Genomic DNA, 12,553 nt, shown 5'->3' with positions numbered 1-12,553 from the left:
TCGAGTGTCGGAGCAGGGGGCAATGATGTCGCGGTCTGGCGGTCTTGGCCGCTTGCTGAAGTTTGACGATCAGATGAAGACCCCATCCCTCGGCCTGGTGCTCGGGTTCTGGGCCGTCTCGAACGTTCTGGTCATTGCTTGGTACTGGGTGAATCTCTCCGACAGGTACCTCCCGGGTCTGCTGCGGTATGTTGGAATAGCGTTCTTCGTGGTCGTCGCCCTCGCTCCGCTGTGGCTACTGTTCAAGGTCAGAAGAAGCTTCTTCAATCCGGTCGCGCTCGGGCTTCTCGTGAGCTGCTGCCTCGCGCTGTCCGTCACCGCGCACGAAGCCAATCTGTTGCGGGACCAAACGCAATACAGCCTTGATCGAGAGATCCAGTTTGGCAGGTCCAACGCGATCGAAGGCCTCATCCGGCCGCTGATCTCGAGGATCACTGAGACCTATGTCGGGATCCTCGGCGACGACCACACAAGAGGCGGGGCGGCGTTCCATACCCACATCGTCGTCAATTACATGTTCGATTCCCTGTCGTTTCTCGCGGTGTTCGCGCTGGCGACGTTGCTTCTTTCGCCCGCCTCGGCATGGCTGTGCCTATTGACCTTTGCCTTCTATGCGCAGATTGCAATCTTTCCAGGACGCATGGGCGCAGTCTTTATCGCCGGCGGGCTGTGCTGGCAGCTCTTCCTGTTGGCTTCACGGCGATATCCAGCCGCGATCATTTCAGGACTAATTATCAGTTTCGGGCGAACCGACGTCGTTTTTGCTTCGGCTTTTGCGCTCTTGAGCGTCGCGGCTTTCGAACGGCGATGGCCAACGCCGAAGGAATTGGGCGTATTCGTTTTGCTGATCGGCCTTTCGCTGGCAGTACCTAAGACGCTGATTTGGATGCGTCCCGATGCGGATTTCTCATCATTCACGGTCGCCAGCGGCAACTTCAGCAAGCTCATCGGCAATCTGCTGGCCATGAAGCTTGTCGTTGCTATCGCCAGCCCAGTGCTGGCGATCGCAATCGTGAGGACATTTGCCCTCACCCGGACGATCGCGATCGTCGTTCCTGCTGCATTCATTCATCTCGGGCTCGTCTTTTTGATCGCCGACTTTTCCGAGACGCGTCTGATCGTGCCAGCGCTGGTTGGGCTCGCTTTCGTGGCCAGTGAAGCGATTGGAAAACTGCTGGAAAGAAGCTCCGAGGGGCAGATCGTTAGCGGCTGAGACCGGTCTCGGATCTGACGCCGCCAAAGGAGTGGCTCGGCTTGGATTGTGCGTTCTCCCCTGGAAGGTAAGGCAATCGCATATGGCTTTGTGCACGAGCTGAGCGGTCGTCTCGAAGGATGGCCACAGGCGAGATTGCTCTATATGCGAGAGCCCTGCCTTGGAAGGGACGTCAGTATTGCCGATCCGACAACACCGTTCGGCTCGTTCGCGGGAGCATTAGTGCACCGCGGACGCATATTTCAGAAGAATCGACTTCAAGTTCTTTCCCACCATGCGCTCTCCGCAGACGCTGAGATGGTCGAAATCTCTATATATCAAGCATTCACCGGTCCGCAGGCCGATTGCATCCTGGTCGATGACATCCGAGAAGGGTATGTATTGAAAGCCCCTTCGCTGCGCGCCAATTTCGGAGCGTAAGTGCTGATCGACCGCCGAAAGGATATCCACCGCCACGGGATTGAGACGAAATCCTGCGCGCGCGACGCGTTTCATGCTTTCGAGGTCGCGGAAGTCAATTCTCGGTTCGAGGAACGGGCCAAGCCAGATTGTTCTCGTCGTCTTGGACATGCTTTCGAGGTATTCGATCGTCAGACCGATCGGACGTTCGTTGAAGTGGTACCTGCCCCCGTATCTCAGCACATCGGCAGGCTCTTGACGGTCGTGCTCGTCGACCACGAGGTGAGATCCCGAGAAATGCACTATGATCGTCCCGACGATCTCTCGATGAGCCTCCATGAATTGGTCGAACCCCACATAGGGACAATCCGGGCCCCTGGCCCAAGGTCGGCATCCAGGGCCAACCAACCCCACGACAAACTTGCCATAACCGTTCCGGAACAGCGCATTATAGATGTTCATCCCATGGGAATCGCCGAGGATGACGGTCGCGGGTCCAAACCTTTTCGAACAATCGATGAGACGCCCCCACGCGGCAGACTCGAATTCGGTCATCCAGAACACGCAATCGCCGTCCGTGCCCATGTCTCTCATCAGATCGCTCGCCGTGTTACGCTCGATCAAATCGTAGAGACGGCGGGTATCGTCGCTACTGAAGTAGAGCCCTTGTTGTTCGAATCCGTTCGTGGCGATTGCAACGCTGCTGGCACCGACCAAGCAAGATACTCCAAGCAAAGAGAGAACGACCAGTACTGGTCGTCCTACCCGCTTGCGATCTCTGGCCGGCTGCTCGACAAAGCGATAGGACAAGGCGGCAAGCATGAGAGAGAGCGCCGTCAGAGAGAAAGCAACGCCGACATTTGGCCGGCCGAAGCCATTCAATCTGGCGAAAACCAATACCGGCTGATGCCATAGATAGGCACTGTAGCTGATGAGCCCGATCGCGACGGGAACGCGGCTTCCGAGCAACTTGCCGGCCGTCGTACGTGCGGCAGCGAATGCGATAACGAGGCCAGCTCCGATTACGGCGGGCAGTGCACGCAGATCAGGGTATCGGACGTCGCTGTGTCGCAGCAGGCCATAGCCGATAAGTCCGATACCAATGACGGCGAAGACCTCGAGCGCCGCGTCGGGCAGTTGCTCCCTCAATTTCGTGGCCGGCCATAGGGCCAGAAGGGCGCCAATGAGCAATTCCCACAGACGGCTTGGCATCAGATAGAAGGTGGTCTCCTTGGTCTGGGGGCCCCATTGGGCATAGGCAATGCTCGCGACCGCAATCGCGGCAACCAGCACGCCCGCTCGCTTGCGGCCAAAACGCAAGGCGCCCATCAGGAGAATGGGGAACAACAGGTAGAATTGCTCTTCGACCCCGAGGCTCCAAGTATGCAGCAGCGGCTTCAGTTCGGCCGCCCTGTCAAAGTAGCCACTTTGCGCCCAGAAGAACACATTCGAAACGAACGCGCATACCGCGATCACGCTCTTCGAAAATTCGGTGACCTCGCGTGGAAGCATGAAGATGAGAACGAAGGGGACGCAGGCGAGCAGAACCACGATGAGTGCCGGCAATATCCTCCGGCCCCGTCTTTCGTAAAAAGCTGCAAATGTAAATCTGCCGTCCTCCATCTCCGTGCTGATGATGGAAGCGATCAGATAGCCGCTGATAACGAAGAATATGTCTACGCCGAGATAGCCGCCTGGAATCGCATCAAGTCCGGCGTGGAAGAAGATAACTGAGAGAACGGCAATTGCTCTCAGGCCATCAATTTCGGGGCGATAGTCCACTTGAGATGCCTGATCGGTTTCGGGGCCGGCGTGGGGATCGCGATCGAGCGCCCCGGTCGGCGATGTCCTCGGGTGGGAGGGCGCGCCTAGTCCTGGTTCTGTTACCAGACGCTGCGCCCCCCATCCATGACGAGATTTTGCCCCGTCATGTAGCTCGAGGCATCCGAGCAGAGGAATTGCACGGCCGCGCGGTATTCGTCGACATCGGCCATGCGGCCCATGGGGATCAGGCGCGTCAGTCGCTCGACGAAGGCCGGGTCCTGGTTGTTGAAGACGCCGCCCGGTGAGATCGCGTTGACGCGCACGCCATGATCCGCCCAGTAGGTGGCCAGATATTTCGTCAAGCCGATCAAGCCGTGCTTGATCACGGAATAGGTCACGGGTTTCACCGGCTGTTCTTCTTCGCGCGTGACCTGGGGTTGGCGATACAGCCGCTGATCCGGCGCGATCACGCCGAGATCGGAGGCGATGTTGAGGATCACGCCGCGACCACGTCTGGCCATCTCGCCGCCGAACACCTGAGCACACAGCATCGCGCCGGTCAGGCCGACGGCGATCTCGGTCTGCCATTGTGGCACCGGGAATGCCTCGAAGCGCGAGGAGTGCATGACGCCGGGTGCGGGAGTCACCTTGGGGTCGATCGCCGCGTTGTTGACGAGGACGTCGACGGTGATGCCGCGGCCTGCAAGCTGTTCGTGTGCGGTCCGCACCGAATCGAGCGAGGTGACGTTGATCTCGAGCGCGATCAGATCGGCTGAGGGCGTGACCTGCTTCAGCGCCGCGACGGCCCCCTCGGCCTGCGCCAGACGGACATCGGTGACGACCACGCGCGCCCCAGCTTCGCCGAGCGCTGCGACGTGCTGCTTGCCCAAGAGGCCGCCGGCGCCGGTCACGAGCGCGGTCCGTCCGGTCAAATCGTAGCGGGAGGAGGGGTGTGCCATCGAAGGCTCCTGTTCAGCTTCTGAGCTGGCCGCCGTCGGCCACGATCACGCTGCCGGTGACGAAGGCGGCGCGGGGCGAGGCGAGGAAGGCGACGACGTCGGCGATCTCCTCGGGCGTGCCGAGCCGGCGCAGCGCCACCTCGCGCTGGAGCATATCGTCGACCGCTTGCTTGTTTTCCGCGATCTTGCGCGCCCAGATGCCATCTGCGCTCAGGATGTTCCCTGGCGCGACCGCATTGATGCGGATGCCCTCCAGCGCCAGCGGGCGTGCGAGACCGCGCACGGTCGCATTCAGGGCCGCCTTCGCACCGTAGTAGGTCACGGGGGCGCCAAGCGCCGCCATCCCTGCGATCGAGGAGATGCAGACGATCGCACGGTCGCCGCTGCCGCGCGCCATCAGCGGCCGGGCGGCTTCGATCGTGTTGGTCGCGGCGAACAGGTTGAGCTCGATCACCCGCGACCATTCCGCCGCGGTTTCCCTGCCCGGTGGCACGGAGGCGCCGCTGCCGACATTGCAGATCAGGATGTCGAGCCGGCCCCAGCGCTGCTCGACTTCGTGGGTCAGGGTCGCGGCGGCAGCGGGATCGGTGACGTCGGCCAGGTGGACCGAGCTATGTGCGCCGACCGTCGCGGCTGCGGCCTTCAGCGCATCGGCTCCCCGCGCCGCGAGTGCGACCTTGGCGCCTTCCGCGGCGAGCGTCGTCGCGATTGCGAGCCCGATCCCGCGGCTGGCGCCGGTGACGAGCGCGACGCGATCGTTCAGCTCGAGCTTCATCGCGCGGCGTCCTCGATCCAGCGAACCGTCATGTCGCGATATATCGCCAGCGCGCCGGCGTGGTCGCCGTCGGCGGCGCGTGCAGTCTGCAGGATGTACTGACCCTTGTAGCCGGAGCGCTCGATCAGGCGGATCGTCTTGGCAAGGTCCGCGTTGCCGGTGCCGAGCGGCACGGTGGTGCCGCCGCGAATGCGGTCCTTCACGTGCACATTGAGGATGCGTGGCGCGTAGGCGGCGATCTCCTCGTCGCTGTCATAGCCGAGCGAGGCGCTGTTGCCGCTGTCGTAGTTGATGCCGAAGATTTCGGCCGGAAACGCCTCCATGAACTTGGCAAGCTCGTCCGGCGGCAGGTCGGATTCGAAGACGATCTTGACGTTCCGCCTTGCGAGCTGCTCGGAGCGCGAGAGCAGAACCCGCTTCAACGTATCGCTCTCGCTCTGGCGCTCGATCTTGCCGTTGTCGACCAGCGGGATCACCACGAACTCGATGCCGATGCGGCTGCAGGCGGCGATCAGCAGATCGAGATCGGCGACGAGGGCGTCGCGCACGACGGCATCGACCTTCCAGAATGGCGCCTGCATGAAGCAGTCGCCGGTCAGGCTCGGGATGCGAACGCCGTGCTGGCGCGACAGCGCCAAAATCTCCTGCTGCCCTTGCTCGGTCGCCAGCGGGTTCTCGCGCAGCCGTTCCTGATCGATGGTCCATTCCATCCGCGTCAGGCCGAGCTCTTTCGCGCGCGGGAATTCCTCGCGCCATTCGTTCCACGGGAACGCCTGGATCTTGCCGTCGACCAGGGCCGAGAGCCGTCCCTGCATGAATCCGATGCGTTGCAGCGTTGCGGTCACGATTTGCTATCCGAGCTGATGGCAAGGCCTTTGGCGATCCAGCCGCCGTCGACGAAGATCTCCTGGCCGGTCACATAAGCAGAAGCTTCCGACGCCAGGAAGATGGCAGCGCCCACCATGTCGGCGGGCTGCCCCCAGCGGCCGAGCATGGTGTGGCGCCGCCTGTCCTCGTGCATGGCGGGGTCGGCAAAACTCTTCGCAGTCATCTCGGTCGCGACATAGCCCGGCGCAAGCGCGTTGACGCGTATCCCGTCGGGCGCGTAGTCGGCGGCGAGCGCGCGCGTCAACCCGGCAAGGCCCGCCTTCGCGGCCACATAGCCGGGATTGCCGGGGAAGCCTCGGATCGAATTGATGCTGGTGACGTTGACGATCGCAGCCGAGCCTGCGGCCTTCAGGAGCGGATGGGCGGCGAGAATGGTGGCGTAGACGCCCGTGAGGTCGGTCGCGACCGTGGCGCGGAAGCGCGCGAGCTCGCTCCCGACGCTTTGCGGGGGCAGGCTGATGCCGGCAGCGTTGACCAGCGCGTCGATGCGGCCACCCTGCGCCGCGATCATGCCGAATACGTCTTCGATCGCCTTGTCGTCGGAGAGATCGCAGGCCATTGCGGTCACGCCCTGCGGCGCGCCTCCGGACCGGCTGAGGCCGAAAACCATAGCGCCCGCATCATGCAGACCTGTCGCGATGGCGGCGCCGATGCCCCGCGAGGCGCCGGTGATAACCGCGATCTTGCCGGTCAGTGAGAAGGCGCTGAGATCAGGCATAGCCGTAACTTCGCATGATGGCGGCGCAAAGCTTGACGTCCTCGGGCCGGTCGATCTGGAACATCTTGTGACGCTCCATCACGTGGAAGCCGATCTTGCCGCCGAGGCGATTGCTCTGCTCGCGCAGGAGGGACGGGATCAGCACGTAGAACGAGCCGTTCTCTAGATAGCGTTTCTCGATCTGCTGCCGCATGCGGCGGTTGCGGTAGTCGTAGTTGATCGGCTCCGGACCGTTTTGGCCGATCCGCCAGTTGAAATAATCCTCGACCTCGCAGACCGAGAGCAGGCTGTCGAGATGATCGCGATCGAACGTGGCAAGCGCGCTCTCGATGTCGCCAGGTTCGCGGATCGGCGATGTCGCCTGGAGCGCGACGATCCGCTCGAACCGTCCCATCCGCTCGTCGATCGCATCGAGCGCGTGCAGCCAGGCGGACTCGGAAGAGGCGAGGTCGCCCGAGATGTCATCCGGACGTCGCACGCCGACGGCTCCCGCGGCCTCGGCCGCGGCAAGAATTTGATCGCTGTCGGACGACACCGCCACCACGTCGACGCCCTGCGCCGCGCGTGCCTGCTCGACCGTCCAAGCGATCAGCGGCTTGCCGCAGAGATCGAGCAGGTTCTTGTGCGGGATACCCTTGGAGCCGCCGCGCGCAGCGATCACGGCCAGCGTCTTGCGTGCCATCAGATGTGTCCCTCGAGACGCTCGAGCGCGGTCCAGAAACCTTCGCCCAGGTTCTTGTGGCCCTGCCAGATCTCCGGAATGAAGGATGCGGTCGGCGCGTGCTTGCGCAGCACCCGTCCGACCTCGTCGAAATCGATCTCGCCTTCGCCGATCTGGAGACCTTCGCCATCGAGCCCCTTGGCGTCGCCGAAATGCAGGTGGGCGGTGTGCGGTCCGAGCTGGGCGAGGCCTTGCGCGAAGTCGAAGCCGAAATGATTGGCGGCGAGTTTCGTGTGCGAGATGTCGACGCACATGCGCAAGTTATGCTGGGCGCAGAATGCCGCCGACTCGTCCGGGAAGATGAAGATGTTCTGGTGGCGCTGGCCGCCGAAATGCCAGGGAAACGGTGCCATGGTTTGTGGCGTCAGTTCGACACCTTCCATGTCGAGCTCGGTCAGACTCTGCGCGAAGATGCGGTAGCGCTCCGCCTTCTCCTCCGGCGGCAGCGGCTCGTCCATGGTGAAGCCGCCGATATTGGCGACGATGGGCGGGCGCTTGGTCTTGGGAAAGTACTTCTTCAGGCCGCGGGTGATGTCGATCACCGCCTGCGTCTGCTCCAGCGAATAGCGCAGCAGCGTCTCGTCCGGTGTCGCGAGGTCCATCAGCTTGGAGCCGGCAAACAGCTCGGGCGCGTGCACGACGAAGCCGAGATCGTAGGTGCCGGACAGATAGGCCGCCGGATCGCGCTCCATGTCGCTGTAGCTGAGATGAAATTCGAGGATGTCGGGCTCGCAGATCTCCAGGAAGCGCTTTGTGTCGTGGTAGCGCACAGGCACGCCCCAGGGGCGGTCGAAGCGGTATCGTCGTGCCTTCGCCACGCCTTCGTCGAGGTCGCTCTGGAAGAAATAGTCATCGGCCGCCATCGTCCGCGTCAGCTTGCGGCCGAGCAGCGCCGGCATCTTCAGTGGCGACAGGCCCTGTCCCGGACTCTTCACCGCGATGTCGGCTTCGGAGATCACGGTACCGGCCGAGAGGTCGCGCGCGGCCACCAGGCTCTTGGCGAGGTTTTCGCGGTTGATCAATTCGCCTTGGCTCAGCGCGCGCTCGGCCAGCTTCTCGCCGCGGGCCGCTTCCACCTCGCGGATGCCCGAGACCAGCGACTTGAACTCCTCCGGCTCGAGGCTTGCGGCATGGTCCGGACCTTCCATCTCGCGGTCGAGGGTGATGTGGCGTTCGATGACGACGGCACCGAGTGCCACGGCGGCGGTCGACACCGCAGTGCCGCGCTCGTGGCCCGAATAGCCCACGACCGGATGAATCTCGCGCAGGGTTTCCATGAAACGCAGATGGATGTTGTGGAGCGCGGCCGGATAGGTGCTTTGGCAATGCAGGAGCACGTAGCTCGCGTTGCGCTGGTCGAGGAATTTTGCGGCAGCCTTGATCTCGTCCGTCGTGCTCATGCCGGTCGAGACGATCAGCGCCTTGCCGGTAGCGGCGAGACGCGCGAGCAGCGGCAGATTGGTGAGGTCGGCGGAGGCAACTTTGTAGGCCTGCACGCCGAACCCCTCGAGCACGGCAACGCTGCTCGCGTCCCAGGGCGTGCAGAGATATTGAATGCCCTTCGCCGCACAATACTCGGCGATCATCTTCTGCTGTTCGGTCGGAAGTTCGAAGCGACGCAACAGGTCGATCGTATATTCGACGGCGAGGTCGTCGTCCTTGCCGGAGAGGCTCGACGCACGATAGACCTCGTCGAGCTTGCGCATCTGGAATTTGGCGCAGTCGGCCCCCGCAGCAATCGCGGCATCGACCAGCGCGATGGCGCGGTCGAAGTCGCCGTTATGGTTGTTGCCAATCTCGGCGATGACGTAGCAAGGTTCGCCGTCGCCCAGAAGACGGTTGCCGATGCGGACCGGAGCGGGCTGTTTGGGCGATGTCATCAACATTCTCGTCTCATATGCGTCAGGCAAAGCGCGCGGGGAAGCGCGACTTCCACGTCCGCAGCCCGTTCTCCTCGAACATGATGCGCGAACAGCTGTGCCCCTGTTGCTCCAGCGCGGCGATGAGCTGGTAGCGCTCGAACGGGCGCACGAAGAACATGAAGTAACCGCCGCCGCCTGCGCCCAGCAGCTTGCCGCCGACCGCGCCATGCCGCTTCGCGAAGTCGTAGATCGCATCGATCGCGTCCGAGGAGATCTTCGAGCTCAGCTTCCGCTTGGCGTGCCAGGCCTCGTCGATCAGCCGGCCGCATTCCAGGAGCTGGCCGCGCAGGAGATGCCGGCGGATGTCGCGCGTGACTTCCTTCTGCTTGGCGGCTGCGGCGACAGCGTCGCTGGTCTCGTGCTGCGCCTTCTGGTCGCGGTGGATGGCGCCGGAATCGCGGCCGGAGCCGATATAGCAGAGCACCAGGCTCTCCTCGAGCTCGGCGATGACGTTGGGGTCGAGACGCAGCGGCACGATGGTGTTCTGGTCGGAGAAGAACTCCATGTGATTGAAGCCGCCGAACACGGTGGCGTACTGATCCTGCCAGCCCCCGGGGATGTTCAGCATCAGCCGCTCGGCCTGGAACGCCATTTCCGCGATCTCGTGGCGGTCCCACTGGTCGCCGCGGAATTCGTTGAAGCAGCCGATGATGGCGGAGGTGACGACTGCCGAGCCGCCAAGGCCGGAGCCGACGGGGAAGTCGGCGGAGACCTCGAGCTCGAAGCCGTAAGCCGGCTTGATCAGGCGCACGACGGACTTGATCAGCGCGAGATCCCCATCCGTCCCAAGCTCCGCAAGGTTGCGGGCCTCGATCGCGCAGCGGAAATCGTGTGAGTAGATCCGGATGCTGGGATCGCTGCGCCGCCGCAGGGTCGCGTGGGCGTACATCTTGATCGTGGCGTTGATGACCGCGCCGCCGTCATTCTCGACGAAATAGTGGGTCAGGTCGGTGCCGCCGCCGGAGAAGCTGATCCGCACCGGCGACCGGGCGCGGGCGAACACCTCGCTCTCTTCGGACAGGTTGAACAGCTCGCGGCTGAACACGTCGACCAGCCGTCCCTCGCTATCGAGGATCGGCACTACATGCACGCGCTGGTCGAGCAGCTTGAGGATCTGTTCGCGGGGACCGCCGGCCTTCGCCCAGACGAAGTTGCGATTGGTGCAGGTCGCAACCAGGTCCTGGATCGTGGTGCCGGTCAACATGCGCCTGCGGATGTCGCCATCGGTCACGGCGCCGACGATTCGTCCGCTCGCGTCCTGCGCGAACAGGATGCCGAGCATATTCGCATTCAGGCGCCGGAAGGCTTCCTCAATGGTCTCGGTCTCGGCGATGGTGACGAGGGTTCGTTCAAGCACGTTTTGGGGTCCAGGAAGGGCCAATTCCAGGCCATATCACAGCAAGGTTGGTAATACGGGAGCGGCAGGAACGATGCAAGGTTCCTGGCCCGGCGACAGCGGGCCAAAAACGGGCGGGATCAAGCACTTGGGCCGGGCCGTAGCCGATTTACATTGGCGGCGGTTTCTATAGAAGGCTCTCGAAGGGTCTAGGCAACATGTATGTGATCGGAATCAGCTCGGGGATCAAGCACGGGCATCACGACGGCGCCGCGGTGTTGCTGCGCGACGGAGAATTGATCGCGGCCGCGGAAGAGGAGCGCTTCACGCTGGCCAAGCACGCGCGAGGCGAGCTGCCGCGCGGGGCGATCGGCTTTTGCCTGAAGCAGGCCGGCATCACCGTGCGCGAGGTCGACTGGATCTGCTCGCCGCTGAAAACCTACACGAACTACAGCCAGCGCCTCACCGAATATTTCAAGTACCAGTTCGGTCATAGCCCGAAGATCGAGCTCTACGACCATCACCTCTGTCATGCCGCGAGCTCGTTCTACGGCTCCGGTTTCTCGGAGGCGACGGTCGCCTGCTTCGACTTCTCCGGCGATTCCAGCGCCGGCCTCGTGGCCCATGCACGCGGCAACGACTTCCGCGTGCTGACGCGGTTCGCCCGTCACAACAGTCTCGGTCTCTATTACGGGATGCTGACGCAGTATCTCGGCTATCAGATGACCAATGACGAGTACAAGGTCATGGGCCTGTCGTCCTATGGCAGCCCGGACTACCTCGACAAGTTCGCCAAGCTCCTGCGGCCGAACGGCATCAACTACGAGCTCGATCCCGAGCTCGACAAGCGCCGGCGCGATGCCGAGATCTTCACCAGCGATTTTTCGACACGGCAGGAGCGCATCTTCACCGAGAAGATGGAAGAGATTCTGGGCCCGCGGCGGTTGCGTGGCGCGCCGCTCGACCAGCGTCTGACCAACATCGCCGCGAGCGGCCAGAAGCAGCTCGAGATCGTCGCCACCGAGGTGATCCGTACCGCTATCGCAGAGACCGGCTGCGGTGATGTCTGCATCGCCGGTGGCGTTGGCCTGAATTGCAAGATGAACATGGAGATTGCGGCCGAGCCGTCCGTGAAGCGTCTCTATGTTCCCCCGGTGCCGCATGATGCGGGCGTAGCGCTCGGCGCCGCGATGATGAAATGCGCGGAGGCGGGCCACGCGATCGCGCCGCTGAACCATGCTTACTGGGGACCGGAATATTCCAACGACACGATCCGCGAGACGCTGGACAAGATCGGCGCGCGGTTCGAGCTGCTCGACGATCCCGTGTCGCGCTGCGTCACCGATCTGACCGAGCAGAAGACGGTGGGCTGGTTCCAGGGACGGATGGAGTACGGTCCGCGGGCGCTCGGCAATCGCTCGATCCTCGCCGATCCCCGGCATGCGGGCATGAAGGACCGCATCAATCTCACCATCAAATATCGCGAGGAATTCCGTCCGTTCTGTCCGTCGGTGCTGTACGACCGCCAGGCCGAGTATTTCGAGGACACGTTCGACGCGCCCTTCATGGTGGTGACATTCCCGGTCAATCAGAAGGTGGCCGAGACGATGCCGGCGGTGGTTCATGTCGACAACACCGCGCGCATCCAGAGCGTCCATGTGGACAGCAATCCGCTCTATAGCCGACTGATCGGCGAGTTCGCGAAGGCGACCTCGTTGCCGGTCCTGATCAACACCAGCCTCAATATCAACGAGCAGCCGACGGTGAACGCGCCGCTGGAGGCGCTCCACACCTATTTCTGCTCGGGCCTCGACGTGCTCTATCTCGGCAATTACCGGCTGTCGAAGTCGAGCTGAGA

The 12,553-nt window shown here is 62.9% G+C and carries 10 protein-coding genes; 2 read left to right on the top strand and 8 right to left on the bottom strand.

What is annotated here, in order from left to right; translation table 11 throughout:
- The first annotated feature begins 4 nt into the window (after window positions 1-4).
- Window positions 5-1,213 carry a hypothetical protein gene (locus Q0743_RS13045; protein WP_298241926.1) on the top strand — a complete coding sequence of 403 codons (1,209 nt, stop codon included), beginning with the start codon at window positions 5-7 and terminating at the stop codon, window positions 1,211-1,213.
- A gap of 219 nt (window positions 1,214-1,432) precedes the next feature.
- Here Q0743_RS13045 and Q0743_RS13040 read toward each other — a convergent pair whose 3' ends face one another.
- The 8 genes from Q0743_RS13040 to Q0743_RS13005 all read right to left on the bottom strand — a co-directional run bounded on the left by Q0743_RS13040 (window position 1,433) and on the right by Q0743_RS13005 (window position 10,716).
- Window positions 1,433-3,394, bottom strand: coding sequence for an acyltransferase family protein (locus Q0743_RS13040; protein ID WP_298241925.1), 1,962 nt, complete (start codon window positions 3,392-3,394; stop codon window positions 1,433-1,435).
- Window positions 3,395-3,495: 101 nt separating this feature from the next.
- Entirely contained in the window at window positions 3,496-4,335 is an 840-nt protein-coding gene (locus Q0743_RS13035) for an SDR family oxidoreductase (protein WP_298241924.1), read from the bottom strand.
- Window positions 4,336-4,348: 13 nt separating this feature from the next.
- Complete coding sequence (locus Q0743_RS13030) at window positions 4,349-5,110, bottom strand: SDR family NAD(P)-dependent oxidoreductase (RefSeq protein ID WP_298241923.1); 762 nt, start codon at window positions 5,108-5,110, stop codon at window positions 4,349-4,351.
- Window positions 5,107-5,955, bottom strand: coding sequence for a sugar phosphate isomerase/epimerase (locus Q0743_RS13025; RefSeq protein ID WP_298241922.1), 849 nt, complete (start codon window positions 5,953-5,955; stop codon window positions 5,107-5,109). The genes Q0743_RS13030 and Q0743_RS13025 overlap by 4 nt, the downstream gene beginning before the upstream one ends.
- Window positions 5,952-6,716, bottom strand: coding sequence for an SDR family oxidoreductase (locus Q0743_RS13020; protein WP_298241921.1), 765 nt, complete (start codon window positions 6,714-6,716; stop codon window positions 5,952-5,954). The genes Q0743_RS13025 and Q0743_RS13020 overlap by 4 nt, the downstream gene beginning before the upstream one ends.
- Window positions 6,709-7,398: an acylneuraminate cytidylyltransferase family protein gene (locus tag Q0743_RS13015; RefSeq protein ID WP_298241920.1), complete on the bottom strand. Its 690-nt coding sequence runs from the start codon at window positions 7,396-7,398 to the stop codon at window positions 6,709-6,711. The genes Q0743_RS13020 and Q0743_RS13015 overlap by 8 nt, the downstream gene beginning before the upstream one ends.
- Window positions 7,398-9,317, bottom strand: a complete 1,920-nt coding sequence (locus Q0743_RS13010; protein WP_298241919.1) for an N-acetylneuraminate synthase family protein — start codon at window positions 9,315-9,317, stop codon at window positions 7,398-7,400. Before Q0743_RS13010 ends, Q0743_RS13015 begins: the two co-directional genes overlap by 1 nt.
- A gap of 22 nt (window positions 9,318-9,339) precedes the next feature.
- Window positions 9,340-10,716, bottom strand: coding sequence for a CBS domain-containing protein (locus Q0743_RS13005; RefSeq protein ID WP_298241918.1), 1,377 nt, complete (start codon window positions 10,714-10,716; stop codon window positions 9,340-9,342).
- 197 nt (window positions 10,717-10,913) lie between these two features.
- On the opposite strand from Q0743_RS13005, the gene Q0743_RS13000 reads away from it, so the two are divergent.
- Window positions 10,914-12,551 carry a carbamoyltransferase C-terminal domain-containing protein gene (locus Q0743_RS13000; protein WP_298241917.1) on the top strand — a complete coding sequence of 546 codons (1,638 nt, stop codon included), beginning with the start codon at window positions 10,914-10,916 and terminating at the stop codon, window positions 12,549-12,551.
- Window positions 12,552-12,553 lie beyond the last annotated feature (2 nt).

The organism is uncultured Bradyrhizobium sp., from assembly GCF_936943645.1.
Lineage (GTDB): Bacteria > Pseudomonadota > Alphaproteobacteria > Rhizobiales > Xanthobacteraceae > Bradyrhizobium.
This window is presented reverse-complemented; position numbering and strand designations above follow the sequence as displayed.